Origin of the sequence: Variovorax sp. LG9.2, assembly GCF_035018885.1 — a bacterium.
GTDB lineage: Bacteria > Pseudomonadota > Gammaproteobacteria > Burkholderiales > Burkholderiaceae_C > Variovorax.
In genome coordinates, this window is sequence record NZ_JASJXB010000037.1 from 17,221 (window position 1) to 43,870 (window position 26,650).

Consider the following 26,650-nt stretch of genomic DNA (forward strand, 5'->3'; position numbering starts at 1 on the left):
CGATGCGCCCCAGGAGACGATGTCGATGAAAAGACGCACCTTTCTTCAAGCCACCGCGGCGGCCGGTGTGATGGGCTTGCCTGGCGTGCGTTCCGCCTATGCGCAGACCGCGCCGATCCGTATCGGCGTCATGTTGCCGTTGAGCGGCATCGGCGCCGAAGCCGGCGCCGCCTGGCTGGCCGGTGCCAAGATCGGCGTTGCGCAGTGGAACGAGAAGGGCGGGGTGCTCAAGCGGCAAATCGAGCTCGTCGCGCGCGACGACAAGTTCAGCAGTGCCGGCGCCGTCGCTGCGGCGCGCGACCTGGCGGGCAGCGGAGTGAACCTGCTCATCGGTGGCTCGCAGTCGCCGATGGCGCTCGCCACCGCACCGCTCCTTCCCGAGCTCAAGGCCGTGATGGTCGCACCGTGTCCGACGGTGATGACGCTTACGCACGAAGGCTTCCAACGCAACTTCTTCCGCCTCTCGTGGAACGCGTACATCGCATTCGCCGGCATCGGCAACATGCTAACGAGCCGGTTCAAGGATGTGGAGACCTGGTCTTGCATCGTGCCCGACAGCGAGAACGGGCGCGACATGGCGCGCTATTTCACGGTCGGCGTGCAGCGTGCCGCGGCCAAGGCCGGGCGTAAGGTCAAAGTGCTCGACCCGGTGTTCGCGAGCCTCAACAAGTCCGACTACAAGGTCGAAATCAACAGCCTGATGAATGCGCCGTCGCAGGGCCTCTTTGTCGGCCTGACCGCCGCCCCGTGCATCAGCCTCCTGCAGCAGGGCCGTGCCGTCGGCATGGACAAAAAGTTCAAGGTCATCGGTGATGCCGGCACCGAATTGATGATAGCCAAGGCAATGCAGAAATCGACGCCGGCCAATCTGTGGAGCATCAGCTACTGGGCGCCGGGCACGGAAGCCGGCAAGCGCAACGCGCTCAGCAGGCCGCTCTACGACGCCTATGTGAAGCTCACCAACGACAAGAGCCCGCCGAGCATCGTGCAGTCGAGCCACCGCTGCGCGCTCGCGCTGTTCAACGCGATCCAGAAGGCGGGCGACACCGAGACCGATGCGGTCATCACCGCCCTCGAGGGGCTCGATTTCGACACGGCGGTCGGCAAGTACCACATCCGCAAGGAAGACCACCAGGGCCTCGGAACGGCCTACATCGCGAACGTGGGCGTGCGCGACGCGGACCCGGGCTACGGAATCATCGACGCGATTCCCTACAGCGAGGCGGAAGTCGCAGAACCCCCGTCCCCCGGCAAACCGATCGAACTCTAAGAGGACACGACCATGAACTTCAAACGACGCGATCTTCTGAAGGGTGCTGCGGGATCGGCCGCATTGGGTCTTGGCGCGACGCACATCGTGCGCGCACAGCCGGCCCCGATCAAAGTGGGCGTGATGCTGCCGATGAGCGGCATCGGTGCCGAGGTGGGGACCGCCTGGCTGTCCGGCATCAAGGCGGCTCAGTTGCAATGGAACGAATCCGGCGGCGTACTCGGCCGGCAGATCGAGCTGGTGGTGCGTGACGACAAATTCACCAGCGCCGGTGCGGTGGCCGCAGCGCGAGAGCTGGCAGGCGAGGGCGTGACCGTGTCGATCGGTGCCGGGCAATCGCCGATGGGCCTGGCCATCGCGCCGATACTGGCGGAACTCAAGACGGTCGTGGTCGCGCCCGCGCCCACGGCGATGTCGCTCACGCACGAGAACTTCAGCAAGTATTTCTTTCGTGCGTCCTCGAACGCGCTGATCCTCTACGGCGGTATCGGCAACATCCTCGCCACACGCTTTTCCGACGTGAAGAGCTGGGCCGTGATCGCGCCCGACAGCGAGAACGGACGCGACGTCGTGCGCTACTTCAAGTTCGGCGTGGAGCGCGCGGCGGCCAAGACCGGCAAGCCGACCAAGGTGATCGAGCCGATCTATGCCTCGCTCAACAAGCCTGACTACAAGGTCGAGATCAACAACCTGATGAATTCGGGCGCCGAGGGCCTCTTCATCGGCCTCACCGCGGCACCATGCGTGAGCCTGTTGCAACAGGGTCGGGCGGTCGGCCTAGACAAGAAGTTCCAGGTGATCGGCGAGGCCGGAACCGAACTCCTGATCGCCAAGGCAATGCAGAAGTCCACGCCCAGCAACCTCTGGGGTACCACCTTCTGGGCGCCGGAGCTCGAACCCTTCAAGAGCAAATATCCGGAGAGCGCCAAGCTTATGGAGAACATTGTGAAGGTGACGGGCGACAGGCACCCCGCCGGCATCGTGCAGGCCACGCATCGCTCCGCGCTCGCCATCTTCAATGCGTTGAAGAAAGCGGGATCGCCGGACCCCGAAGCGCTCATTGCGGCCCTCGAAGGCCTGCAGTTCGACACCGCCTCCGGCCCATATCGCCTCCGCAAGGAAGACCACCAGGGCATCGGCACCGCGTACTTCGCCAAGATCGGCGCGCGTGATGCAGCGCCGGGCTACGGGCTGGAGGAGGTCGTGCTGATCAACGAAACCGAGATCGTCGAGCCGCCGACGCCGGGCAAGAAGTACGAGGGCTGAGCGTGGTCAATGAATTGATGTTCGCGGTGTTCAACGCCGCTGCATTCGGCATGGCGATCTTCGTCGTCGCCGCCGGCCTGACGCTGATCTTCGGGCTCATGCGCCTGCTCAACATGGCGCAGGGCGGCTTCTTCATGATCGGCGCCTACACGGCGTACTCGGTGATGGGACGCGACGTGCAGTCGCTGGGCATGTTTCTTTTCGCGTCGCTGGTGGGCGGCGTGGTGGTCGCGCTGCTCGGGCTCGTGACCGACCGGCTGGTGTTGAAGCGCCTGCGCAACGTCGATCCGCACTATGTGCTCATCGCGACCTTCGCGCTGATGATGGTGTGCACCGGCGTGACCAAGCTGATCTGGGGCGTCGACTTCTTCTCGGTGAATCCGCCGCCCGGCCTCGACCAGCCACTCAACCCTTTCGGTCTCTTCTTCTCGGCCTACCAGCTCTTCGTGATCGGCGCCGGCCTCGTGGTTTACCTCGTCCTCGAGGTGGCGATCCATCGCCTGTGGTTCGGCAAGCTGATGCAGGCACTTGCCGCCGACCCGTGGATGTCCGGCGTCCTGGGGCTTAACGTGTCGTTCGGCATTGCGCTGAGCGTGATGGCGAGCTTCTTCCTGGCCGGCCTCGCAGGCGGCATGCTGCTGCCCAACCAGAGCCTTTCTACCGGGCTGGGCGATTCCTATCTGATGTACGCCTTCTTCGCCGTCATCATCGGCGGCCTCGGCAACATCCGCGGTGCCTTCATCGGATCGCTGGTGCTCGGGCTCGTGCAGAGCCTGAACACGGTGCTCTTGCCGGCGGTGCCGGGCCTCGCGATCTACGTGGTGCTCGCGGGCTTCCTGCTCTGGAAGCCGAACGGGCTCTTCCCGGCGGTCGGGGTGCAAGCCGAATTGGGCGGGGAAGGCCATGGCTCGGGCGGCCTGCATCGCCCGCGCATTTCACGCCAGGCCTGGCAGTTGCTGGGCACGGCCACGGTCGTGCTGCTCGCCTCGCTGCCGCTGTGGGTCAACGCGGGTCCGCTCTACGTCGTCGGCACGGTGTTGATCCAGATCGTGTTCGCCCTGTCCTGGAACATCCTCTTCGGCTATACGGGCCTGGTGTCGTTCGGCCATGCCGGCTTCTTCGCGATCGGCGCCTATCTCACCGCGCTGGCGTTGCGCCACATTGCCGGCGTGCCGTTTCTCGGTGTGCTGGCCTGTGCCGCGCTCTTCGGTGCGCTGGCGGCCTGGGGCATAGGCGCGCTGGCGCTGCGCCGCATGACGGGCGTGTTCCTCGCGGTGCTCACGGTGGCGCTGGCCGAAGCGTTGCGGCTCGTGATCGGTTTCTCGACCTTCCTCGGGCGCGAAGACGGCATCACCGACATTCCGCGGCCCGCGCTCGACTTCGGTCTGTTTCGCATCGACCTCACGAGCTCCAACGCGTACTACTGGTTCCTGCTCGTGACGACGGTGCTGATCACCGGCTTCCTGTGGTGGCTGCTGCACAGTCGCTTCGGGCGCACCTTGCAGACGATCCGGCAGGACTCGGAGCGTGCCGCGTTCATGGGCACCAACGTCGCGCGCTACCGTTTGGCCGCCTTCGTCATCTCGGGCGCGGTGGCGGCGGTCGCCGGCGCGATGTATGCACCGTGGTCGCGCATCGTGACGGTGGAAGAGGTCAACTGGCTCGCCTCCGCACAGCCGATGCTCAACACCCTTCTGGGCGGCGTAAGTTCATTCTGGGGGCCGGTGGTCGGTGCCGGCCTGTTCGCAGCGATCACCTACGCCACGCGGACCATGATGGGCCTCTCGGAACTGATCGTCGGCACCGGCTTGCTGGCGATCATCCTGCTTGCGCCGAACGGGGCGGTCGGGGTCTGGCGCCACATCGAGGAGCGCATCTGGGGTCGACGTCCCCTGCCACCCGGCGCGAAACAGAGCGCGTCGCCGTTAGGCGGACTCGGGATCGGGGGGGCCCGATGAACGCCACCACCGACCTGCTGCGCGTCGACGCGGTCAAGAAAAGCTACGGCGCGATCCAGGTGCTACACGGCGTGAACATGTCGGTTGCACGCGGCGAGGTCTTCGCGATCATCGGGCCCAACGGCGCCGGCAAGACGACCATGTTCAAGGTCATGACCGGCGAGGTCGCCTCGAACGGCGGCAGCATCCATTTCGACGGCAGGGACGTGACCCGTATGCCAGCCTACGAGCGCGTGCGCCAGGGCTTCGGCCGCACCTTTCAGGTGGCGCGCGTGTTCCGCGACTTCACCGTACTGGACAACGTGATCGTCGCCGTGGAAGCACGCCGCCGTCACACCGGTGAGGCGGTGGGGTCGTGGCGGAACTGCGCCCCGTCGGCCGACATCCGCGACGAGGCGATGTCGCTGCTCGCAGACGTGAAGCTCGATGCGCTGGCCGACGGCGCCGCGCGCTTCCTGTCGCACGGCGACAAGAAGCGGCTCGAATTCGTCATCGCGCTGGCCGGCCGTCCAAGCATCCTGATGCTCGACGAGCCGACCGCAGGCATGTCGCCAAGCGACCGCTCGGACATTGCGAAGCTCGTGTCGCGTACCCGCAAGGAGCGCGGCATCACGGTCGTCATGACCGAACACGACATGGACGTGGTGTTCGGCCTGGCCGATCGCATCATGGTCATGAACTATGGCGAGGTCGTGTCGACGGGCACTGTCGACGAAGTGCGCAACGATCCGAAGGTGCGCGAGGTTTACCTCGGCAAGGAGATGGTCGGTGCTTGAAGTCCGCGAAGTCGACGCCTATTACGGCGACAGCCACATCCTGCTGGGCCTGCAGCTCTCGGTGAAGACCGGGCAACGCGTCGCGCTGCTGGGGCGCAACGGCGCCGGCAAGTCCACCTTGCTGAAAAGCGTGATGAACGCAGGCCCTCGGGTCCACGGGATCGTGCGCTTCAACGGCCAGGACCTGCGCGACCTGCCGACGCACAAACGCACGCGCCTGGGTCTCTCGCTGGTGCCGGAAGACCGGCGCATCTTTAGCCATATCACGGTGGCGGAGAACATCGCGATGGCGCGCTACGGTGCCGCGGCCGATCGGCCCGCAGTGCCGGTCGCAGACATCGTTGCACGGTTCCCGATGCTCGCGCCGCTGCAGGAGCGCTACGGCGGCCAGCTCAGCGGCGGTCAGCAACAGTTGCTCGCGGTTGCCCGCGCGATGGCGGCCAATCCGTCGCTCCTGCTGCTCGACGAACCGACCGAGGGGCTCGCGCCGATCATCGTGGAAGAGATGGCGCACGACGTGGTGCGCACCTGCTCCGACAAGAACGTCGCGCTGCTGCTGTGCGAGCAGAACATCTGGTTCGCCCGCCGCTGCACACACTACGTCTATGTGATCGACACCGGCCGCATCGTCTTCGAAGGCGACTGGGACGCCTTCGACCGCAACCCCCATGTCCAGCAGCGCTACCTCGCGCTCTGACACGTTTTCTCATTCTTTCAATTCAGTTTCAGGCCCCTTGCCATGGATTTGCAATACACCCCCGAACAGAACCAGTTGCGCGAAAGCGTGGAGCGCTTCGTGCGCGAGGAATACGACTTCAGCCGCCGCCGCAAGCTGGTGACCAGCGATACCGGCCATGACGAAAGCTGCTGGCGGCAATACGCCGACTTCGGCTGGCTCGCGATTCCGTTCAGCGAAGCGGAAGGAGGCATCGGCGGCGACGCAACCGACACCGGCATCGTGATGGAAGGCGTCGGCCGCGGGCTCTTGCTGGAGCCTTATCTTGCCAACGTGGTGCTGGCCGGTGGCGTGCTGAGCGCGCTGGGCAACGCCGGCCAGAAAGCCGAATGGCTGCAGCCGATGATGCTTGGACAGCGCAAGCTCGCATTGGCCCACAGCGAGCCCGGCGCACGCTACGAGATCAGCACCAGCGCGACAACTGCGCGTCGCGAAGGCATGCGCTGGGTCATCGACGGGCACAAGTCGCTGGTCTACGGCGGCAGCACGGCCGACACCTTCGTGGTGATCGCGCGCACCGCCGGCAGCGTCGATGACCGCGACGGTCTCTCCGCATTCGTCGTCGATGCCGCGACGCCCGGCGTGAGCGTGACGCCTTATGCGCTGCACGACGGCCAACGCGCCGCCGACGTGACGTTCAGCGGCGTCAAGGCGGACGCACAACGCCTCCTGGGCGCCGAAGGCCAGGCGCTCGCGCCGCTCGAACGGGTGATCGACCAGGCGATCGCGGCCGTCGCGTCGGAAGCCGTCGGCGCGATGGCGACGCTGGTCGACATGACGCTGGAATACCTCAAGACGCGCCAGCAGTTCGGCCGGCCCATCGGCACCAACCAGGCGTTGCAGCACCGCATGGTCGACATGTACATCGCGCTCGACGAAGCGCGCTCGATGGCGCTCTACGGCGCGCTGATGCTGGCCGAGCCTGACGCAGCCGCACGCCGCAAGGCGCTCTCCGCAACCAAGATCGAGATCGATCGCACGGCGCGCCTCGTCGGGCAGGAAGCCGTGCAGCTGCACGGCGCGATGGGCGTCACCGAGGAGCTCGCGGTCGGTCATTACTTCAAGCGCCTGTCGATGATCGGGGTGAGCTTTGGCGACCGCGACTGGCACCTGCGCCGCTACGCCGAGGCTTGAGCCCCCATGGAACTCACCCTTTCCCCTGAAGAGCAGCGCTTTGAAGGCGAGGTGCGCGCCTTCATCGCCGCCAACCTGCCGGACGACATCCGCGAGAAGGTGCGCCTGGACAGGCACCTGGGCCGCGAAGACTTCATGCGCTGGCAGCAGATCCTCGGCAAGCAGGGCTGGTTCACCGGCGCCTGGCCCCGGAAGTTCGGTGGTCAGGAGTGGTCGGCCATGCAGACCATCATCTTCAACCGCGTCGCTGGCGAGATGCGCTGCCCGGAGCTGCAGGTCTTCGGGCCTGCGATGGTCGGGCCGGTCCTCTACACCTTCGGCACGCCCGAGCAGCAGGCGCAGCATTTGCCGGCGATCCGCGATTCGTCGATCTGGTGGTGCCAGGGCTATTCGGAGCCCGGCGCCGGGTCCGACCTCGCGGCGTTGCAGACGCAAGCGGAGAACGCCGGCGACCATTACCTGGTCAACGGCCAGAAGATCTGGACCTCCTTCGCGCACCATGCCGACTGGATGTTCGGCCTCGTGCGGACCAGCCGCGAAGACCGGAAGCAAGAGGGCATTTCATTCCTGCTCATCGACATGAAGACCCCGGGCGTCGAGGTGCAGCCGATCCGCATGATGGACGGACGGCACTACCTTAACGCGGTCTTCTTCAACAATGTGAAGGTGCCGCGTGCGAACCTGATCGGCGAAGAAGGCCGAGGCTGGACCTACGCCAAGTTCCTCTTGGAGCACGAGCGCGTGGAGAACGCCAATCTGCGCTTCATCACGCAGGAACTGCAGAAGCTGCGAAGTGTGGCGAGCGAGGTCATGAGCCATGGCCGACCGCTCATCGAAGACCCGGCCTTCGCGGCGGCGATGAGCGCGGTCGAGATCCAGTTCAAGACGCTGGAGATCGGCCTGCTGCGCACGCTGTCCGACATGCATGCCGGCGCCACCGTTGGCGCCGGCAAGTCGTCGTTCATCAAGATCCGCGGCACCGAGATTGCGCAGCGCATCACCGAGCTGCTGGTGCAGGCGAGCGGTGCCGATGCGCAGCGCTACCAGCCGGGTCCGCTGTTCGACCAGGGCCGGGCCGACGTGCTCGGCCCGGCGCATGCGCTCGGGCCGGTGGCGACCTATCTTTTCTGCCGCGCGATGACCATCTACGGCGGCAGCACCGAGGTTCAGAAAAACATCATGGCCAAGCATGCGCTCGGCCTCTAAGACATGACCGACGACGTCGACTACCTACAGGGCGAAAAGCCACTCCACGAATACCTGCGCGAGCACGCGCGGCGCCATCCCGACAAGGCCGCCATCGTCTGGTACGGCCGCGAGATCAGCTACGGCGAGCTCGACCGCTTCAGCGACGCCTTCGCGCATGATCTCCATGCGCGCGGCGTACGCAAGGGCGACCGCGTCGCGCTCTTCATGCAGAACTGTCCGCAGTACCACGTGGCGCACTTCGGCATCCAGAAGCTCGGCGCGATCGTGAGCCCCTGCAGTCCGATGTTCAAGGAGCACGAATTCGCCTACCAGGTGGGCGACCTCGGCGCCAAGGCGCTGGTGGTGGCCGATCACTTGGTGCCCATTGTCCAATCGGTGCGGGACCGCGTCGATGTGCCGCACGTCTTCAGCGTGCGCTACGCCGACCTACTGCCGCCGGAGCCGACGATCCGCGTGCCCGACGACGTCGCCGCGCGCCGCCCCCTGCCCGAAGGCACAATCGATTTCCACGCCACCATCACCGCGCCCGATGCGCCCGCGCCGAAGATCGACCTCTCGATGGACGACGTCGCACTCATGACGTACACGTCCGGCACCACCGGCATGCCCAAGGGCGCGATGCTGAGTTACCGGAACGCGTTGTACAAGACGGCTGTCGGCGAAGAGATGTTCTGCATCCGCAACGAGGAAGTGATGCTCGCCGTGGCGCCGATCTATCACATCGCCGGCATGATCTGCGGCGTCACCATGCTCGCCTACACCGGCGCCACTGTGGTGCTGCTCAACCGCATGGACGCGCTCGCGGTGCTGCAGGCGATAGACCGCCACAAGGTCACCTGGTGGTACGCGATGGCGCCGATGCTCGTGGCCGCCATGAGCGAGCCCGACGCGAAGCGGTTCGACCTGTCGTCGCTCCAGACCACGATGGGCACGAGTTTTGGCATCAAGCTGACGGAAGAGCTGGCGGCCAATTGGAGCGAGTTCGCCAACGGTTGCTTGGTCTACGAAGCGGGCTACGGCCTCTCGGAGACGCACACAAACGACGTGCTGATGCCGCGCGACGGCGTGCGCTGGGGCACTAACGGCGTGCCGGCCAAGGGCGTGGACCTGAAGATCATCGACCTCGACGGGCAAGCGGTGCCGAACGGCCAGACCGGCGAAATTGTGGTGCGCAGCCGCGGCGTTTTCCATGGCTACTGGAACAAGCCCGAGGCCACCGCGGAGGTGCTGCGCGACGGCTGGGTGCACACCGGCGACATCGGCAAGATGGACGACGCGGGCTACCTGACCTTCATTGGGCGCATCAAGGAAATGATCAAGGTCTCCGGCTTCAGCGTGTTTCCGGAGGAGGTCGAGTCGATCCTGATCCTGCACCCTGACGTTGGACAAGTTGCGGTCATCGGCGTACCGGACGCGGACAAGGGCGAGGTGGTCAAGGCATTCGTCGTGCCGAGCCGCGACGCGGCCAAGCCGTTTGACTGCGCCACTTTGCTTGTGTGGGCACGCGCGAATATGTCGCACTACAAGGTGCCCCGGCAGTTGGAGCTTCGCGATTCGCTGCCTGCGACCGGTACTGGAAAGGTTCTGCGGAGGCTGTTGAAGGGAGCTTAAGCCGATCACGGACAGCAGACTCGACCTGAGAAAATCGGGGGACCGCAGCTCCCATCTGCACTGGCACAGGTGTTGAAGGATGCCCGCTGAATAACCCTGGGACGGATGTTGCAGTGACGGTCAAAAAAAGTTCTAGCCGCAGGCGCAAGTGTCCGATGGCGTTTTTTGCTTTCTTGGCTGATCCGGATGTCTCTGTAGTCAACGCATAGATGACGCGATCGCGCGGGCATCGTTGCGCCGGGCCAGATGCACGCGTGCCGCTTGGTCGCGAAGATCGTGGTTCCCCTAGAGAAAGTAGCCTGTCATCAGAGTACGTGAACGAAGAGGTATCGGGCGCGCTGACTGGTTGGGCAATGCGTCGATCGCTTACGGCCGGCGGCTGCGAGTCGCATGGTTGACTGCGCCGTGCGATGGCTAATGCTCCACTCCGCGTTGCCCAAGCCACCCTAGTGCAGAGACCAAGAGAAATTTGATGCTCAACAGCGACCATCCCTGGACCCATGTCTACGCACCCGGTGCCACCTGGAGCGCGCCGCTGCATGCGATGCCTGTGCCGCAACTGCTCACCAATACTGCCGCACGGTGGCCGGACCAAGCCGCGCTGCGCTTCGAGGGCCGCACCTTCAGCTATGCAGAGCTTGACGCGCTGACAGACCGCATGGCGCAGGGCCTGCGCCGCATCGGCGTGCACCACGGCACGCATGTCGGGCTCTATCTGCCCAATACGCCGCATTACTTCATAGCCTTCTTCGCCATCCTCAAGGCGGGCGCGGTGGTGGTGAACTACTCGCCGCTCGACGCGGCCGCGGTGCTGGCACACAAGATCGACGACAGCCGCACCGATGTGATCGTCACGCTCGATACGCCCGAGCTCTTCTTAAAGATAAACGGCTACCTCGACAGCACGCGCCTGAAGACTCTGATCATCGGTTCGGCGGGCGAATTCGAGGTCGGCGCGAAATTGGCTGACCGCGGCATTTCCTGGGACCACCGGCGCGTGCGTTTCTCCGATGTGTCCGCGCAGCGCGACACGCCATTTCTGCCTGCCGCCACCGACCTGTCGGCCATTGCGGTGCTGCAATACACGGGCGGCACCACCGGCCACCCCAAGGGCGCGATGCTTACGCACTCGAACCTCAGCATGGCAGTGTCGCAAATCGAAGAGATGTTGATCGGCCCCGGAACGCTGCGGCGCGGGGCCGAGCGATTCCTGGTGGTGCTGCCGATGTTCCACGTCTACTCGATGGTGTTGAACATGATCTTCGGCTTTGCCATCGGCGCCGAGCTCGTGGTGCACCAGCGCTTCGACCTGGCGGCGGCGTTGCGGGAAATCGAAGAAAGCAAAATCACCGTCTTCCTTGGCGTGCCGACGATGTACGTCGGCTTCATCGGCCACCCCGACATCGAGCGCACCGACCTGTCGTCGCTCAAGTGGTGCAACTCCGGCGGCGCGCCAATCGCTGGCGAGGTCTTCAGTAATTTCGTACGCATGGCGCGCTGCCGACTGCTCGAAGGCTGGGGCATGACCGAGATCTGTGGGGTCGGTACCCTTACGACCGGCGCCGGCTCGCCTGCGCCCGGGACCTGCGGCGCGCCGGTGCCGGGTGCTGAGGTCAAGGTGATCGATCTCGCGACGCTCACCGATCTCCCGCTGGGCGAGTGCGGCGAAATCTGCATCCGCGGTCCGCAGGTCATGAAAGGCTACTGGAACAATCCTGTTGCCACCGCCGAGGTGATGACCGCCGACGGGTTCATGCGGACCGGCGATGTGGGCTACATGTCGGACGACGGCTTTGTCTACCTGGTCGACCGTACCAAGGACATGATCATCTGCAGCGGCTTCAATGTCTACCCACGCAACATCGAAGAAGCGATCTACCGCCATCCGTCGGTCGAGGAAGTAAGCGTGATCGGCGTGCCGGACGCCTACCGCGGCGAATCGCCCAAGGCTTTCATCAAGTTCAGGCCGGGCACCGAGCCGCTCACGCTCGATGCACTGCGCGACTTTCTGAAGGACTACCTCGGCAAGCACGAGTTGCCGCTCGCGATGGAGGCGCGCGCCGAACTGCCGAAAACCGCCGTCGGCAAGCTGTCGAAGATAGAGCTCTACGCGGAAGCCGCGGCCGAAGTCGCAGGCAAGTCGCCGAAGTGATCGTTACGCGCTGACAGTGCTCATCACACTCCCCGGCAACCAAAAAAGGAGACAACCAAATGAAGAAATCAGTTACGACTTTCGCGCTCGCTGCGCTGCTCGCGGGTTCTGCTTTTGCCCAGAAGGATGAAACCGTTCGCATTGCATTCATCGACCCCCTCTCGGGCGCGTTCGCCAACGTCGGCGCCAACCAGCTCAAGAGCTGGCAGTACGTCGCCGAACAAATGAGCGGCGGCAAAAACCCAGCCGGCGTCAAGTTCGAGGTCGCCGGTTTCGACAACAAGGGGTCACCTCAAGAAAGCGTGAACGCCCTGCGCGCAGCGATAGACCAGGGCTTTCGCTACGTGACGCAAGGCAACGGCTCGGGCGCAGCACTTGCCATCAGCGAGGCCGTGGCCAAGCACAACGAGCGCAACCCCGGCAAGGAGGTCGTGTACCTCAGCTACTCGGCCAAGGACCCGTCGCTCACCAACGAGAAGTGCAACTACTGGCACTTCCGTCTAGACGCCGACACGACCGTGCGCATGGAAGCGATCACCGCCTTCATGAAAGACCAGCCGAAGATCAAGAAGGTCTTTCTCATCAACCAGAACTACTCGCATGGCCAGCAAACCGTGCGCTTTTTTAAGGAAGGCATCGCGCGCCAGCGGCCCGACGTCCAGATCGTCGGCGAGGAGTTGATCCCGATCGGCACGGTGAAGGATTTCGCGCCTTACGTGGCGAAGATCAAGATGTCTGGCGCCGACACCATCGTCACCAGCAACTGGGGCAGCGACCTTACGCTGCTGGTCAAGGCTATGAACGATGCCGGTCTCAAGATCGGCATGTACACCAACGATGCCAACGTGTCGGGCACGCCCACCGCGCTGGCTGCGGGCGGCGACAGCGAGGTCTATATCGTCTCGCCGAACCACAACAACCACACCGGCGAACTCGGTGCTCTCTCGGCCGGCTTCAAGAAGAAGTACAACGACGATTACTACATGTACACGTCGTACAACGGCATCGTGCTGCTGAGCGATGCCATGGCCAAGACCCGATCGACCGACCCCGCGAAAGTGGCTGCGGCGATGGAAGGCATGACCATCAAGAGCTTCGCGGGCGAGGCGACGATGCGCAAGTCCGACCACCAGATGCAGCAGGCGATGTTCATCTCCAAGTGGCAGAAGGTCGACAAGACCAATCCCTATAGCGTGGAAAACACCGGCTACACCTTCGCGCCCGTCAAGCGACTCGAGCCGTACGTGGCGAGCACGCCGACTAGTTGCGTGATGAAGCGGCCGTCTTGATGCGGTAAGCCCTGCAGCAACTGGCCTGGCCTCCAGGCGCCTGTCATTCGCACTGCGGCCTCAGTAGACCGGGCGCCCAAGTTTGGGCGCCTAAGCTTTAAATTGTGGCGACTTCGAAGCGGTAATCTGCTGTAGCCGTTGAGAGTGTTCGCGCAGTAAGCACTGCATCTTCGATCAGCTGGGCTATCAGCTAGTTGTTGATCGGACGTTTTACTTAAGGCTTCAAATTCTCGTTTGAAGCGGGCGTTCAACCGCAACGAATCTGTAGCACTCGGAGCGGAGGCTTCGACAAATTCAAGTCAGTGGGCTTCATCACCATCCATCATCCGCCCGACCTTGCTCCCCAGCGCACTCTCTGCCCTGAAATACCCCATCACCACGGTGACGCTCTGGTGCCCCGTCATGGCCATCGTCTCGGGCAGCGACATGTTCTGACGCCCGGCCTCCGTCACGAACCCGGCCCGCAACGAATGCGCGCTGAAATCCCCCTCAACTCCCGCCAGCAGACACCGCGCCTTCACAATGTCCCGCACCGCAGCAGGCACCAGAGGCTCGGCAAGATGCCCGCCCTTGCGGATGCTTCTGAAGATCTTCCCCTCGGTGATCCGACTCGCCTCCAGCCAGTCCGTCATGGCCACAGCAGCACTCCCCACCAGCGGCTTCACATCCTCTGGCCGGAGTTCTCCCGTCTGGTTCGTCTTCGAGTGTCCCAGCGTGTAGAGATAGGACGTCGCATCTACCCGCACCAGGTTCTCCATGTCGGCCGATGCCACCTCGGAACGCCGCCGTCCGCCAGAAGCCCAGGCAAACAGGAGGAGGGCGCGATCGCGTTTCCCCCTGAGGGTGTCATCGCAGGTCGCCAGCACCAGCTGTAGCGGATCCTTGGTCAGTGCCCGCTGCTTGTGGGTCCGGACGCCACGCTGCGCGTAAGCCCGACGTGTCCGGGCTAACAACTCCCGCACTACCGCGTCCGCACACGGATTCGCCACCCTGGCCAGCTGGTGCGCCTTGGACAGCACCGCAAGCCGGTGCGACAGCGTATTCAGGGCCGGTACACCGAGTCTTGCCTTGTAGCGCGCCGCGACCAGCGCCGCATCCACGTCCGCCGGCAGTTCACTCACCAGCGTGCCGCCGTCTTCGTTGGTCCTCGATGCATGGTCGACGATGAACTGGATCACCACGGGCACCGGCACCGGCGTGCTCAGCGAGTCACCAAAGCGCGCTGCATACCAGGCGGCCCAGTAGCGCATCGCCGAGCCATAGGACAACCGTGTGTTCGCCGATTCGCCTTGCCGAAGCAAAGCATGCGCAGCCCGTTCAGCCGTTTCCGTCAGCACTGCGGGATCCAGCACCGGCCGGCGTTCCGACAACGCCAGCAGGCTTGCCAGCGGCGGCTGATTCGTGGTGGACGGCTTCATGGCTTTAATTTTATGTCGCATGTATGATTTAGTACATCATACATCGATAGATCACGATAACTGACGCTTATCGAGGGTAATAAATGGCCGAAAACCGATGTTCAGGTTCTAAAAGTACGAGGGTCAAGACATGAGCGAAATTCGCGATATCCGGTCGGGCAGGGGCATCCAGGAAGCCGACGTCTGGGGAGCGGCAGATGTGCTGCTTTCAAAAGGTATCCGCCCAACGATTGACAAGGTGCGCCACCAGATTGGTCGAGGCTCGCCCAACACGGTGAGTCCGATGCTCGAGCGGTGGTTTAGCTCGTTGAGCCAAAGGATTGTTGGCGGAGCCGCGCCGCCGGCAGGCAACGATGCGGACGGTGTGCCGGTGAGCGTGCGCAATGCGATGCGGTTGCTTTGGGAGACCGCGCGGCGCGAGGCTGAGCAATCTCAGGAGGCCGCACTGGCGGAGGCCCGAGATGATTTAAAGACCAAGGCGAAGGAACTTGATCTCAAGGAAGTGGAGCTTGCCCAACGCGAAACGGCTTTTACACAGACCCGTGCCAGCCTGGATCAGGCCCTCGCGTCTTCGCAGCAGGCGAGGGAGGCGCTGGAGCATCAGGTCACAGCACTGGCATCTGAAGGGCTCAAGCAGCGCGAGGCCGGGGCCAGGGAGGTCGCCAGGCTCAATGCGCTGCTGGTCGCCGCGCAGGCTTCGACTGATCGACTGCGACAGGAACATGCAGCTGCACAGGCGATGCGCGATCAGGACCTGAGAGATGCGATCGATCGACACACTGCACAAGAGCGGCGCATGCTGGAGGACGTCGATCGGGCCCGGCAGGAGGCCAAGCAGATGGGGACTAGCTTTGCACGAGAACGCCAACAGCGAATCCAGAGTGAGGAAGCTGCCGCGCAGACTTTGGAGGCTGGCCGCCAAATGCTGCGGGAGACGCAACAAGCCGCGCAGCAAATGGAGCGTGATCTGCGGCATCAATTTGGTCTTCAGTCAACTCAGTTGGCGCAGGCGCAATCTCAAGCCGAAGCGCTACAGCAGCGGCTCGACGACTTGCACCAGACATTGCACGAAGAAAAATCGGCACACCAACTTACTCGCGGCTTGCTCGGCGAGGTCGTGGCCGCCACGAAGAAGGCCAGCGAAACAAAGCGTCCTCGTGCAAAGCCCAAGACAAAGGGGGGAGCCGACTCTTAATCCGTTTGTCGTGGGTTTGACCTTGCCCCCGAAAAACGTACCCCTTGCTGAGTGTTTCAATTCAGACAAGGAGAACGCAGATGACGAAGACGACGAGAGCGCGCTACACGCTCGAATTCAAGCAGGAGGCGGTGCGGCTGGTCGATGGTGGTCAGAGCATCGCGGCGGCGGCGCGCACTTTGGGCCTGGTCGAGCAGACCCTGTTCATCTGGGTCAAGGCCAAGCGGGAAGGCAAGCTCAGTGGAGCTGACAGCAAGGCCGTGAGCGCCGAGCAAATGGAGATCAGCCGGCTGCGAGCCGAGCTGGCGCGCGTGAAGATGGAGCGCGACATCCTGGAAAAAGCGACGGCGTACTTCGCGAAAGCGCAGCGGTGAAGTACGCCTTTGTCCAACGCCACCGACGCGTGTGGCCGATCTCGGTGCAATGCCGGGTGCTGCGAATCAGTTTGGCGGGATACCACGAGCACTTCGTGCGCAGCGCCGTCATCTGAGCGATGACGCACTGCTGGTGCACATCAAGGCCGTTCATGCCGAGACACGCGGCGGCTACGGCTGGCCGCGCATCTGGAAGGAGTTGCTCGCGCGCGGCATCCGCGTAGGCAAGCAGCGGGTGCAAAAGCTCATGCAGCGTCACGGCATTCGCGCCAGGGGCAAGCGCCGCTTCAAGGTCACCACCGACAGTCGCCACGATCTGCCGATCTCGCCCAACGTGCTGAACCGCGAGTTCGCTGTGAGCGGGCCCGACCGGGTCTGGGTGGGCGACATCACCTACATCGCCACCGACGAAGGCTGGTTGTTCCTGGCGGTGGTGATCGATCTGAATCGCCCCGGCTTTGAACTGACCCCCAGAAGTTGGACATTGTGATCCCGCCGATCAGGCGGTGTTTCTCAACCGGTATTGAACCGGGCTAAGCCCTTTCAATCGCAGCTTGATGCGCTCGTGGTTGTAGTAGTGGATGTATTCATTCACGCCCGCTTCGAGCTCATCAACGTCGCCAAGTTTTTCAAGGTGGAAGTACTCCGTCTTGAGGGTGCCAAAGAAGCTTTCGATCACAGCATTGTCAAAGCAATTGCCTCTTCGGCTCATGCTTTGCGTTACCCCGCGATGCGCAAGCATCGCCCGGTATGGCTGCATTTTGTAATGCCAGCCTTGGTCTGAATGTACGGTCAGTCCAGCGACGTGTTTGGCCCGCGCAAGTGCCACATCCAACGTACCGGAGACCAAGTCGAAGACAGGGCGCCTGGCCATGCGGTGCGCAATGATCTCGCCGTTGTACAAGTCCATGCAGGCCGATAGATAGAGCTTCTGCCCGTTCACGTTGAACTCGGTGATGTCGGTTGCCCATTTCTCATTGGGAGTCTTCGCGCAGAAATTTCGTTTCAGGACGTTTGGCACGTGCACGTCGGTGATCCCAGGGACGTACCGAGAGCGCTTCCTCGCCCGAATCAGCGCGCGCAATCCCATCTCCTGCATGAGGCGCTGGACGCACTTGTGGTTGACGGACACCCCCAGCGAATTGCGCAGCGCTGCCGTGATTCTTCGGTAGCCGTAGCGGCCTTTATGTTCACCGTAAACGGCGCGAACCTTTGCCTCCAAGCCGCTTGGCTCGATACGCTGGATCGCGTTGCACTGGTAGTAGAAAGTGCTGCGCGCAAGCCCTGCTGCCCGCAGCAGGTCCGCCAATTTGTGGTGATGCCTCAATCCGAGGATCAAGCGCGCTTTGTCGGCGCAAGTGATCTCTTCGCCCGGATCAAGGCGTGCACTTTTTTTAAGTACGCGACCTCGGCGCGCAGTCGCTCGTTCTCTTCGCGCAGGGTGTCCGCCGAATCGGGGATGGCCTCGGGCGGTGTCTCTGAGCAGCGTCGTTCTGGCTTCGTATCTGGCTTTGGCATGGTGTTCCCCAGAGCTTGCGCGTCGCCCTCAGCAATATCGCGTCGCCACACCACAACCTGGTTCGGAGTGCGGATGTCATAGATGGCGGCGACCCGACGGCTGGACAGTCGTTCACGGTCCTGATGTGACAGAACCTGCAGCTTGAATTCCGAACTGTACGCGCTGCGTTTAGGGTGCAAGCCGTCGATGCCATGCAGTCGGCAACGGCTCACCCAGGTACGGATTTTCTCCTCGGGCACGTTCCACCGCCGCGCCAACAGCTTTGCGCCGCCTTCACCGCCCAAAAAGCTATTGACGACCTGGAGCTTGAAATCCGTTTTGTACTTCTCCATAAGACCCTTTGAAGTTCGTCCAACTTCTGGGGGTCAGTTCAAATCCGGGGCGATTCACTCGGGCGTGACCGGTGGATTGACTACTCTCGAGCAAGCAAGGCGCTGCTCAAACTAGAGCACCTGCTTGAAACGCCGCCGAAGGAGCGTATGCCCTGCATGGTGCTGCATGGCGATTCGAACATCGGCAAGACGCTGATCGTTGCCAAGTTCCAACGGGAGCATCCGGATCACTTCGATGACGTCAAGGGCGTTGAACACCGTGACGTGGTGGTGATGCAGATGCCGGCCACTCCCGATCAACACCGCTTTTATACGGCCTTGCTGTTTGTACTCGGGGCCCCGCACAGCGCGAGCGCCAGTCTGTCGGTGCTCGAACGCTTGGCGCGCGAATTGCTGCGCCGGATGGCGCCGCGCATGCTGGTTGTCGACGAAGTGCATCACCTGCTGGCCGGCAACTACCGAGAGCAGCGTGCCTCCCTGAACCTGCTGAAGTTCCTCGCCAATGACCTGAAGTTCAGCATCGTGCTGGTCGGCACCGCCGATGCGCCGCTGGCGCTGGCCACCGACCCTCAAATAATCAGCCGTTTTACGCCGTTCGAGGTCCCGCGGTGGCGCGAGAGCGATGACCTCCGGCGACTGCTGGGAGCGTTCGAGCCGGTGCTGCCGCTGCGCAAGCCCTCGGACCTAATGCAACGCTCGATCGCTCAGTTCGTGCTCTCTGCGAGCGACGGCCTGACTGGGGAGATCTCGCGGTTGCTCAACGAAGCGGCCGCATTGGCGATCACGGACGGCACCGAGCACATCACGCTGGAGCATTTGAAGCATGTCGCCAACGCTGACGGCTGAGCGTCGTCCTTTGCCGGTCGCACCACGGCCGTTCGAGGCCGAGGTACTGGGTGGCTGGATCGGGCGCTTGGCAGCCCGTTACCGGATGACGGTGAAGGAGTTTGCCGAGCGTCACGGCCTTGATCTGAACATTGAAGATCGGGGAGGGTGGCTAACCATGCCGGCTCTTGGGGATCAAGCAGCTGATGCGCTCGCCGCTCTCGCTCGCATCAGCAGGGAGCAGATCATGTTGATCCACGCACCGTTGCCATCGACGAGCAAGCGAACCCGCTTTTGCTATTGCGCGCGGTGTGTGTTTCTGAACCCGTCGGATGTCGCCGCGCCGATCTGGCGGTGGGAGTGGTTGGACGAAACGCTGTCGGCATGTCCGGTGCGCAAGGACGATTTCACCACATTGCCGTGCAGCCGGATCCGTGCGTGCGGGAACCTCACGCAGCTGTTGCAACTGGTCAGTCGTAACGAACGTGAGTTGCGCTACGGGAAATAGCGCACCTGCGCTAGCGTGGTTCGGTGAGCGGCTAGCAAGGTTTGTTGACCTGGCTAGCCAAGTTTGCTGACTTCAACAGCTGCTGTGGGCCATCCTCGAGCGCAAGACTGCACTCTCTTCGCTGTCTGTGGAAGATGTGACGGCTTACCGGTCCTTCCTTTCAGCACCGCCGGTGAGCTGGTGCGGGCCGCGGTATCGCCAGCGCTGGTCGCCCCTGTGGCGACCGCTCTAAGGGCCACTGGGTACGGTGGCGTTGCGGCAGTCGCTGATCATTCTCAAAAGCCTGTTCGGCTTTTGGGTGAGCCAGGGCTATGTCGTCGGCAATCCGTTTGCTGCTGTGGCGTTGCCTTCCGAGCCGCAGCGGCCGCTGGGCTCGAGAAGGACTTTGACGTTTGCGCAGTGAGACCACATCGACGCGTTGCTCCATACGCATGTCGACACCGATGTCGACCGGCGACTTCGGCGCGGCATGCGCTGGCTGTACGCGACCGGCTTGCGCCTGGCCGAGATCACTGCCGCAAAGTGCGAGGACCTGGAGCAGGTTGAATACCGGACCGACGACGGCGCGACGGCCTCTGGTTGGCTGCTCTCAGTGACTGGCAAGGGCGGGCGCAGCCGGCAGGTGCCTGTGCCAGCGAAGCTGGTCAAGGTGCTGGGTGACGAACTGGCAAAGCATGGGTTCGAGCGCCAGATCGGCGCCGCGAGCAACAGAGGAATCCATGTTCTCGCGCGTTTCAACAGCAATGCGAGACAACCGGCCTCTTGGTCGGCCTCCGGGCTCTACAGGGCGATCAAGACTTTCTTGGCATCGGCGAGCAAAGGTCTGGCTGAGGCAGATGCAAAACAGCTGTTGAACGCCAGCTCGCACTGGTTGAGATATGCGCATGCCTCGCATGCGCTGCAGGGCAGGGAAGGGCATCAAGCAGTGCCGTTGCAGGTAGTGCAGAACAATCTGGGGCACGTGTCTATCGGGACGACGTCGATGTATCTGGGCATGGAGCGTGAGGAGAGGATGAAGGCGATGCGGGGGTTTTGGCAGCAGCAAAATTCCGCGAAAAACATTCCATAAATAAGTACAGTTATCTATGGGTGCCTTGAGAAAAATGCTTTGCCATGGCCTATGCCGGGGCGCCAGACTCAGCCAAGCTCGACGAAATTTTGTCATCGGGCCGTCCACCTGAAAGAAGCCGCTCAAGGACGTCTATGCGGTGGCGATGCGGTGTCGTGATGGCGTAGAAGTTTTCACGCAATTCGCTTGACTGCCCGACGGTGACGAGTTCGCCTGCGCGCAACTCGTCCTGCACCACAACTTCGGGAAGCAATGCCAGCCAGCCGCTGTCGCGCGCGATCAGGCGCAGCATTGCCATGTCGTCGACTTCGGCGCGTAACCGGGGCGTGACGTTCGCTGCAGCGCAGAGCGCATCGAACTGCGCGCGCAAGGCATGGCGCGGACCTGGCAAGGCGATGTCCAGCCCGTCGAGATCGTGTGGAATGCGCAGGCTGTTTGGGGCCCAGCCGCTTGCCGGCCCGACCAGCGAAATCGCCTGGTAGCCGAGGAAGCGGCAATGCAAGGGCCGATCGATGCTCACAAGCACGGGCTCGTTGGCGAGCACCACGTCCAGTTGATGTTGCGCGAGCCGCTCGAGCAATCCCTCGAGCACCCCAGACTCCAGGGTCAACACCACGAGCGGATCATCGAGCACCGGACGAATCCAGTTCTCCTGATAGTTGCGCGACATGGTGGCCACGCTGCCCACGCGCAGCCGAGTTACCCCTTCATTCCGTCCTTGCAAACGCCCGAGCATTTCGCGCCCCAGGCCGAAGATCGTGTCGGCGTAAGAAAGTACCAGCTGGCCGGCGTCAGTCAACTTCATTCGCCGGGCCTCGCGAATGAATAGGGCCTCCCCAAGGCGTTCTTCCAGCTGCCGTATTTGCGCCGACAACGCCGACTGCGAGACATGTAGATCCTCGGCTGCACGGGTGAGATGGCCACGTTTGGCCACGCACCAGAAATAGTGAAGGTGGTGAAAGTTGAGTTGGAGCAGATTCATCGTTCTGTTTTGATTGTTGATTCGTTCTTATAACTGTAATTTACAGAATGACACGGCGCACCGACTATCCACGGCACTTATTCCAATGAATGCCGCGCATGCCACCGCTTTCCTTCTTCTTCACTGCCACTGGCTTGGCGCCCTTGGGGTTGATGACCTTCGCGGCGCTATTGGCGCGATCACCCAATCGTTCGGTGGCGAATCACTGGCGGCAATTCATCGCTCTGGCCACGGCGGGGTCGATCGCTGCCGTGACAACCCTTGCGGTGGGCTTGATCATTCGGGCCCTGCCGGCATCATTGACGCCTTCGATCAGCCACGGCATCGCGTCAGATCCCTTTCAAGGCTGGATCGGCACCAACGCGCTGGGCCTCTGGGTGGCAGTGCTGGTGCAAGGTCTGGGAACTGTGATCGGCGCCTTCTCGGCACGCTACCTGCAGGGCGAGCCCGCGCAGCGACGCTATGTCAGTGCGCTGGCCGTCGTGCTGGCGTGCGTCCATCTGTTGCTCTTGGCGCAACACTGGCTGGTGCTCATCGCAGCCTGGGCCGCCATTGGCGTGGCCTTGGAACGGCTGCTGTGTTTTTACCCGGATCGCCCTTTTGCCCTGCTGGCCTCCCACAAGAAACGTCTGGCTGACCGTTTGGCTGACGGCCTGCTGCTCGTGGCTGCGGCATTGGCATGGTGGGAGGTAGGGAGTGGGTCGTTGCCTGCGTTATGGCAGCACCTGGCACACACCGGCGCCTCACCGGCGCTTCAGTGCAGCGCAATGGCGCTGGTGCTGGCGGTCATCCTGCGCACGGCGCTGCTGCCGGTGCACGGCTGGCTGATCCAGGTCATGGAGGCCCCCACCCCAGTCTCCGCGCTGCTGCACGCCGGAGTCGTGAATTTGGGCGGTTATGTGCTCATCAGCTTCGCACCGCTGCTGGAAGCCGCACCTGCGGCTCGTTGGATTCTGGTGGTCTTAGGCTTGAGTTCGGCCGTGCTGGCAGGCCTGGTGATGCTGACTCGGGTCAGTATCAAGGTTCGGCTGGCATGGTCCACCGTGGCGCAAATGGGCTTCATGGTGGTGGAGTGCGGCGTCGGTCTCTACTCCTTCGCGGCACTCCATCTCATCGGTCACTCTCTTTACAAGGCCCAGGCGTTCCTGTCCGCTTCGTCGGCGGTGCATAGCGCCAAGCAGCAGATGCTGCGCGGACATACTGCGCCATCTTCCATGAGCTTGCTCCTAGCTCCCTTGGGGACCTTGGCCTTGGTGGGACTGTTGGAGCTGGCAAGTATCCATGTCGCTGCTGGCCGGGGCTGGCCATGGTGGTGGACCGGTGTGATGGCCTTCGCCTGGGCGCCCGTGCTGTGGTCACCTCTCGCGCACGCCGGCGCATCCAGTCGGCCATGGCAGGCCATGCTCAACACTCTCGCGGGCGCCGGCATAGTTGCAGGCCTCACCGCGCTGGCGCTGATGTCTCACCGGCTTCCGCTGGGTGCGACCGACGTCCCGAACGGCACCGGCGGAACTTTCGCTTTGGCAGGATTAGCAGCGATGTACCTGTGCCTCGTTGCGCTGCAGGTGCGCCCCGAAGGAATGGCATTGGCTCGGCGCTGGAGCTACGCAGGCTTTTACCTGGACGAGCTCTACACCCGGCTGGCCCTCCAACTGTGGCCGCCACGCTGGACCCCTCCGCGTGGCAGCCCGGGATCTAACCGAACTGAACATGTGTTCAAAAGCGGCACCCCATGACCCGTCAGCAGTCCCCGAAACCGGAACACCCCATGAACTCGAATTCGCACCCCCTCTATGACCGGACCAGTCCCTCCTGCAGGTCCGTCGAAGCCAATCACCATTCCATCGAGGCAGCTTGCGAGCATGCCTGCAAGGCCATTGCTCCCGCATGGCCGCTGGATCGCGCCATCGCCGTCAACCCGCATTGGGAGCGCGTGAGCCAACCCGTGCGACGTGTTGCAGCCCGCATGGCCGTGCTGGGAAGTATTCAGGTACTGCCCACTCGTCAATACATCGAGCAGGCGTTGGGCGAGGGCCGTATCGGCACCGCCGACTTGGCATTTGCTCTGGCGACCTCGCCCTCGGCGCAGGCCGCTGGACTGACGCCCCAAGCGTGCAAGCAGGCGCTGGCGGAGAAGGCAGCCGTGTCTCCGCTTCCGCTGCTCATCGATCTTCTGGACAACGACCCCTTGAGCCACAAGCGTCTGTCGTGGCGGCAGGCCATCACCCATCAGGTCAGCCAGACTTGTGCCGCCTTTTTCGACGAGCATCAGGCGGACTGGCAGCCTTCTCGGAAGAAGGGCCTCTACGCTTTTTGGTGCGACACGCTGACTCACGACCACGGCATCGGCATACTGATGGGCCTGCCCAACCTGGGGCGGTCGATCGGCGCCTTGCCCGCGACTCGGGCCGAAGCAGAGCAATGGGTGCTGCAGCGCCTCGGCTTGCCCGAAGCAGTGTGGGCGGACTACCTTGAGGCGGTGCTTCTCACTGTCAACGGATGGGCGTCGTGGTGCGCCTATCTCGGCTGGCAGGCCCGCCTGCAAGATGGCAAGACGGATCCGAACCTGCGCGATCTGCTGGCGATCCGGCTGGCGTGGGGGGCGATCCTGCTGGACTGCAAGGACGATGCTGCTGCACATCAGGCATTTGCTACGCTGCAGGCAGCGTGGCGTCAGGCGTCAGCCATGCTGGAGAGTGCCCATGACGCGCTGCTGATCGACGAGGTCTGGCAGATCGCCTTGGAGGCCGGTTATCAGCGGCAACTGTCGCGCAAGCTCCTCAGTGTCGGGCCCCCAGCGGCCGAAGCCCAAAGTTCACAGGCGGTCAAAGTCGAAGTGCAGGCAGCCTTTTGCATCGACGTGCGCAGCGAACCGATGCGGCGATCGCTCGAGGCGGTCTGGCCTGCGATCCAAACGATCGGCTTCGCGGGGTTTTTTGGGCTGCCTGCCGCATACACCCCGCTGGCGACGCACGCGCGCCGGCCGCAATTGCCCGGCCTTCTGGAGCCTACCGTCGAAGTGGTGGACAGCATCATTCCCGGATCAGGTGCGCGTCCCGACGAGGACGAGCACGAGCGCAAGTTGACCATAGCCGCGCGCGCTGCGCGTGAACGCTGGTTTGCCCGGACCGGGCAGTGGCTCGCCGCGAGTCGCTGGCCGGGTGCGGCGTTCAGCTATGTCGAGGCAGCGGGTTTAGGGTATGTCGGCAAGCTGTTCGGCTGGCTCAGTCCTTCGACGCAGGCGCGACCGCGCGATGACCTGGCGGGCCTTCCGAATAGGTATCGGCCGATGTGCCGTCCTGGCCTGACCGGACTGGATGTCGATGCCCGGGTGGCGCTGGCCGCAGGCGTGCTCCATGCCATGGGCCTCGACCACGACCTGGCGCCCTTGGTGCTGCTGGTGGGTCATGGCAGCCACACCACCAACAACGCGCATACAGCAGGACTCGACTGCGGCGCGTGCTGCGGCCAGACCGGTGAGGTCAACGCACGCGCACTGGCGCAATTACTTAACGACCTCGCCGTCCGCGCGGGACTCCAAAGCAGCGGCATCGCGGTGCCGGTGCAGACCGTGTTCGTGGCCGCTCTGCACAACACCACCACCGACGAGTTCGAAGGTTTTGATCTCGACCTGCTGCCCGCGTCAGCCGAAGATGGTTGGCATCGGTTGCAGAAAATATTTGCACATGCGGGTGACCAAGTCAGGCGCGAGCGGGCCACCGGCCTTGGACTGAACCCTCGCATGCCTCACTACGAGCTGCTGACTGCGTTGCGCCGGCGCGCCAACGACGGCGCCCAGACGCGGCCCGAGTGGGGTTTGGCAAACAATGCGTCGTTTGTGATCGCTCCGCGCTGGCGCACCTTGGGTGCCGCGCTCGATGGCCGCAGTTTCCTGCACGACTACGACGCTGCCAATGATGCGGATGGCAGCGTCCTGGAGTTGCTGATGACAGCGCCGATGCTCGTCACGCACTGGATCAACTGGCAATACCACGCGTCCACTTGCGACTCTGAGCGTTTGGGCAGCGGCAACAAGGTGCTGCACAACGTGGTCGGAGGAAACCTCGGTGTATTCGAAGGCAACGGAGGGGATCTGCGGATCGGCCTGTCAAAACAATCCCTGCATGATGGCACTCGCTGGATGCATGAACCGCTGCGGCTGACGGTGATCATCGACGCGCCGGCGCAGGCGATCGAGCGGGTTGTGCAAAAACATGCGGTGGTCCGGCATCTCGTTTACAACGGCTGGCTGCATCTTTGGCGCTTCGATCAGGCGCGCCTGGCCAGCTTTCAGTGCGGCGGCTGGCAACCGTTGCCTTACGAACCCTCATGAAATCGATCTACGCAGACCAGCAAATGGCACTTCTGACCCAGCATGGCAAGGAAGGAGTGATCGGTTCGATCCTGGAGCCCGCTCTGGGCTGTGCCATCGAGCACGCCACCGGATTCGATACTGACAAGCTGGGCGCGTTCACGCGCGACATTTCAAGGCTCGGCAGTCAAGTCGACGCGGTCCGCCGCAAGGCCCGCAGCAGCAAGGTGCGGCGCAGTTCTACAGCGATGCGCTCCTGGGCCGGTGTGAGGGTGGTTTGCAAGCGGTGGGCGGTGTGCGAGCGGTCTTGCACCGACTCACGCAACTTCCACTTGTAGATCGTGGCCTCGCTCACGCCGTAGCGCAGGCGCAACTGGTGCGCGCTGAGATTGCCGCTCGCGGCAATCTCAGCGCGAATGGCTGGTGTCGTGCGGGCGTTCTTGTGCAGCTGCGTATTTCGGCGAAGGTGACCGACGATTTCGGCAACGTGACCGGTTTGAGCGGTCGATGCTGAGTTGCGTGGAATTGGATTGTCGGCGCCGATCTCAACTTGACCCACCGGGGGTGCGGATAAAAACTTGGACTGGTTTTATGCCGCAAGTCCAAGACTCACCCTGTATTCGATCGGGCTGAGGGCCCCCAGGGAGATCTTGATCCGCTTCTCGTTGTACCAGCGGATGTACGAGTCGACCATTTCAATGAACTGCTCGATGGT

General features: G+C 63.2%; 20 protein-coding genes and 2 pseudogenes. 17 read left to right on the forward strand and 5 right to left on the reverse strand.

Annotated features, from left to right (window positions below; genetic code table 11):
• Nucleotides 1-25 precede the first annotated feature (25 nt).
• The 10 genes from QN413_RS23935 to QN413_RS23980 all read left to right on the forward strand — a co-directional run bounded on the left by QN413_RS23935 (nucleotide 26) and on the right by QN413_RS23980 (nucleotide 13,401).
• The gene (locus tag QN413_RS23935; RefSeq protein ID WP_323499111.1) at nucleotides 26-1,270 is read left to right on the forward strand and encodes an ABC transporter substrate-binding protein; all 1,245 of its coding nucleotides are present in this window, start codon (nucleotides 26-28) and stop codon (nucleotides 1,268-1,270) included.
• A 12-nt stretch (nucleotides 1,271-1,282) separates the two neighbouring features.
• On the forward strand, nucleotides 1,283-2,536 hold the full coding sequence (locus QN413_RS23940; RefSeq protein ID WP_323499112.1) for an ABC transporter substrate-binding protein: 1,254 nt from the start codon (nucleotides 1,283-1,285) through the stop codon (nucleotides 2,534-2,536).
• 2 nt (nucleotides 2,537-2,538) lie between these two features.
• A complete protein-coding gene (locus QN413_RS23945) occupies nucleotides 2,539-4,494 on the forward strand; it encodes an ABC transporter permease (RefSeq protein WP_323499113.1) in 1,956 nt (651 codons plus the stop codon).
• Nucleotides 4,491-5,270: an ABC transporter ATP-binding protein gene (locus QN413_RS23950; RefSeq protein WP_323499114.1), complete on the forward strand. Its 780-nt coding sequence runs from the start codon at nucleotides 4,491-4,493 to the stop codon at nucleotides 5,268-5,270. The genes QN413_RS23945 and QN413_RS23950 overlap by 4 nt, the downstream gene beginning before the upstream one ends.
• Nucleotides 5,263-5,967 (forward strand): ABC transporter ATP-binding protein, encoded by a 705-nt coding sequence (locus tag QN413_RS23955; RefSeq protein WP_323499115.1) that lies wholly within the window; start codon nucleotides 5,263-5,265, stop codon nucleotides 5,965-5,967. Before QN413_RS23950 ends, QN413_RS23955 begins: the two co-directional genes overlap by 8 nt.
• A gap of 42 nt (nucleotides 5,968-6,009) precedes the next feature.
• Nucleotides 6,010-7,140 carry an acyl-CoA dehydrogenase gene (locus QN413_RS23960; RefSeq protein WP_323499116.1) on the forward strand — a complete coding sequence of 377 codons (1,131 nt, stop codon included), beginning with the start codon at nucleotides 6,010-6,012 and terminating at the stop codon, nucleotides 7,138-7,140.
• A gap of 6 nt (nucleotides 7,141-7,146) precedes the next feature.
• On the forward strand, nucleotides 7,147-8,346 hold the full coding sequence (locus QN413_RS23965; RefSeq protein ID WP_323499118.1) for an acyl-CoA dehydrogenase family protein: 1,200 nt from the start codon (nucleotides 7,147-7,149) through the stop codon (nucleotides 8,344-8,346).
• A 3-nt stretch (nucleotides 8,347-8,349) separates the two neighbouring features.
• The gene (locus tag QN413_RS23970; protein ID WP_323499119.1) at nucleotides 8,350-9,960 is read left to right on the forward strand and encodes an AMP-binding protein; all 1,611 of its coding nucleotides are present in this window, start codon (nucleotides 8,350-8,352) and stop codon (nucleotides 9,958-9,960) included.
• A gap of 472 nt (nucleotides 9,961-10,432) precedes the next feature.
• Entirely contained in the window at nucleotides 10,433-12,112 is a 1,680-nt protein-coding gene (locus QN413_RS23975; protein ID WP_323499120.1) for a long-chain fatty acid--CoA ligase, read from the forward strand.
• Between the two features lie 59 nt (nucleotides 12,113-12,171).
• Nucleotides 12,172-13,401, forward strand: coding sequence for a branched-chain amino acid ABC transporter substrate-binding protein (locus tag QN413_RS23980; RefSeq protein WP_323499121.1), 1,230 nt, complete (start codon nucleotides 12,172-12,174; stop codon nucleotides 13,399-13,401).
• 299 nt (nucleotides 13,402-13,700) lie between these two features.
• Here the strand turns inward: QN413_RS23980 and QN413_RS23985 are convergent, their stop codons facing one another.
• Nucleotides 13,701-14,819, reverse strand: coding sequence for a site-specific integrase (locus QN413_RS23985; RefSeq protein ID WP_323499122.1), 1,119 nt, complete (start codon nucleotides 14,817-14,819; stop codon nucleotides 13,701-13,703).
• A 130-nt stretch (nucleotides 14,820-14,949) separates the two neighbouring features.
• Between QN413_RS23985 and QN413_RS23990 the strand changes: the two genes are divergently transcribed.
• Complete coding sequence (locus QN413_RS23990) at nucleotides 14,950-16,014, forward strand: DNA-binding protein (protein WP_323499123.1); 1,065 nt, start codon at nucleotides 14,950-14,952, stop codon at nucleotides 16,012-16,014.
• An 80-nt stretch (nucleotides 16,015-16,094) separates the two neighbouring features.
• Nucleotides 16,095-16,833, forward strand: a pseudogene (locus QN413_RS23995) (IS3 family transposase); the annotation flags it as partial.
• 54 nt (nucleotides 16,834-16,887) lie between these two features.
• Here QN413_RS23995 and QN413_RS24000 read toward each other — a convergent pair.
• Nucleotides 16,888-18,239, reverse strand: a protein-coding gene (locus tag QN413_RS24000; RefSeq protein ID WP_323499124.1) for an IS3 family transposase whose coding sequence is annotated in 2 segments (ribosomal slippage) — nucleotides 16,888-17,775 and nucleotides 17,778-18,239 — 1,350 coding nt in all. Because the reading frame shifts where the segments join, the coding sequence is not laid out codon by codon here.
• A 42-nt stretch (nucleotides 18,240-18,281) separates the two neighbouring features.
• On the opposite strand from QN413_RS24000, the gene QN413_RS24005 reads away from it, so the two are divergent.
• The 3 genes from QN413_RS24005 to QN413_RS24015 all read left to right on the forward strand — a co-directional run bounded on the left by QN413_RS24005 (nucleotide 18,282) and on the right by QN413_RS24015 (nucleotide 20,641).
• The gene (locus QN413_RS24005; RefSeq protein ID WP_323499134.1) at nucleotides 18,282-19,085 is read left to right on the forward strand and encodes a TniB family NTP-binding protein; all 804 of its coding nucleotides are present in this window, start codon (nucleotides 18,282-18,284) and stop codon (nucleotides 19,083-19,085) included.
• Nucleotides 19,063-19,572 (forward strand): TniQ family protein, encoded by a 510-nt coding sequence (locus QN413_RS24010; protein ID WP_323499125.1) that lies wholly within the window; start codon nucleotides 19,063-19,065, stop codon nucleotides 19,570-19,572. The genes QN413_RS24005 and QN413_RS24010 overlap by 23 nt, the downstream gene beginning before the upstream one ends.
• A 418-nt stretch (nucleotides 19,573-19,990) precedes the next feature.
• Nucleotides 19,991-20,641 carry a tyrosine-type recombinase/integrase gene (locus QN413_RS24015; protein ID WP_323499126.1) on the forward strand — a complete coding sequence of 217 codons (651 nt, stop codon included), beginning with the start codon at nucleotides 19,991-19,993 and terminating at the stop codon, nucleotides 20,639-20,641.
• Between the two features lie 49 nt (nucleotides 20,642-20,690).
• Here the strand turns inward: QN413_RS24015 and QN413_RS24020 are convergent, their stop codons facing one another.
• Entirely contained in the window at nucleotides 20,691-21,623 is a 933-nt protein-coding gene (locus QN413_RS24020) for a LysR family transcriptional regulator (protein WP_323499128.1), read from the reverse strand.
• A 98-nt stretch (nucleotides 21,624-21,721) separates the two neighbouring features.
• Between QN413_RS24020 and QN413_RS24025 the strand changes: the two genes are divergently transcribed.
• Nucleotides 21,722-23,359 carry an NADH-quinone oxidoreductase subunit L gene (locus tag QN413_RS24025; RefSeq protein WP_416352240.1) on the forward strand — a complete coding sequence of 546 codons (1,638 nt, stop codon included), beginning with the start codon at nucleotides 21,722-21,724 and terminating at the stop codon, nucleotides 23,357-23,359.
• A gap of 32 nt (nucleotides 23,360-23,391) precedes the next feature.
• Nucleotides 23,392-25,956, forward strand: a complete 2,565-nt coding sequence (locus tag QN413_RS24030; protein ID WP_323499132.1) for a DUF2309 domain-containing protein — start codon at nucleotides 23,392-23,394, stop codon at nucleotides 25,954-25,956.
• A gap of 196 nt (nucleotides 25,957-26,152) precedes the next feature.
• Here the strand turns inward: QN413_RS24030 and QN413_RS24035 are convergent.
• Together QN413_RS24035 and QN413_RS24040 are read right to left on the reverse strand one after the other, a co-directional pair.
• Nucleotides 26,153-26,383 (reverse strand): annotated as a pseudogene (locus QN413_RS24035) (IS481 family transposase); the annotation flags it as partial.
• A gap of 141 nt (nucleotides 26,384-26,524) precedes the next feature.
• On the reverse strand, nucleotides 26,525-26,650 hold a 126-nt coding region (locus QN413_RS24040), incomplete at its 5' end, for an IS3 family transposase (protein ID WP_323499136.1).

Excerpts from the sequence above, each read along its gene's own strand:
- QN413_RS23940 (WP_323499112.1), top strand. The coding sequence starts at position 1,283 with ATGAACTTCAAACGACGCGATCTTCTGAAGGGTGCTGCGGGATCGGCC.
- QN413_RS23960 (WP_323499116.1), top strand. The coding sequence starts at position 6,010 with ATGGATTTGCAATACACCCCCGAACAGAACCAGTTGCGCGAAAGCGTG.
- QN413_RS23965 (WP_323499118.1), top strand. The coding sequence starts at position 7,147 with ATGGAACTCACCCTTTCCCCTGAAGAGCAGCGCTTTGAAGGCGAGGTG.
- QN413_RS23950 (WP_323499114.1), top strand. The coding sequence starts at position 4,491 with ATGAACGCCACCACCGACCTGCTGCGCGTCGACGCGGTCAAGAAAAGC.
- QN413_RS24030 (WP_323499132.1), top strand. The coding sequence starts at position 23,392 with ATGAACTCGAATTCGCACCCCCTCTATGACCGGACCAGTCCCTCCTGC.
- QN413_RS24025 (WP_416352240.1), top strand. The coding sequence starts at position 21,722 with ATGCCACCGCTTTCCTTCTTCTTCACTGCCACTGGCTTGGCGCCCTTG.
- QN413_RS23985 (WP_323499122.1), bottom strand. The coding sequence starts at position 14,819 with ATGAAGCCGTCCACCACGAATCAGCCGCCGCTGGCAAGCCTGCTGGCG.
- QN413_RS24010 (WP_323499125.1), top strand. The coding sequence starts at position 19,063 with ATGTCGCCAACGCTGACGGCTGAGCGTCGTCCTTTGCCGGTCGCACCA.
- QN413_RS24020 (WP_323499128.1), bottom strand. The coding sequence starts at position 21,623 with ATGAATCTGCTCCAACTCAACTTTCACCACCTTCACTATTTCTGGTGC.
- QN413_RS23990 (WP_323499123.1), top strand. The coding sequence starts at position 14,950 with ATGAGCGAAATTCGCGATATCCGGTCGGGCAGGGGCATCCAGGAAGCC.
- QN413_RS23975 (WP_323499120.1), top strand. The coding sequence starts at position 10,433 with ATGCTCAACAGCGACCATCCCTGGACCCATGTCTACGCACCCGGTGCC.
- QN413_RS23980 (WP_323499121.1), top strand. The coding sequence starts at position 12,172 with ATGAAGAAATCAGTTACGACTTTCGCGCTCGCTGCGCTGCTCGCGGGT.
- QN413_RS23935 (WP_323499111.1), top strand. The coding sequence starts at position 26 with ATGAAAAGACGCACCTTTCTTCAAGCCACCGCGGCGGCCGGTGTGATG.
- QN413_RS23970 (WP_323499119.1), top strand. The coding sequence starts at position 8,350 with ATGACCGACGACGTCGACTACCTACAGGGCGAAAAGCCACTCCACGAA.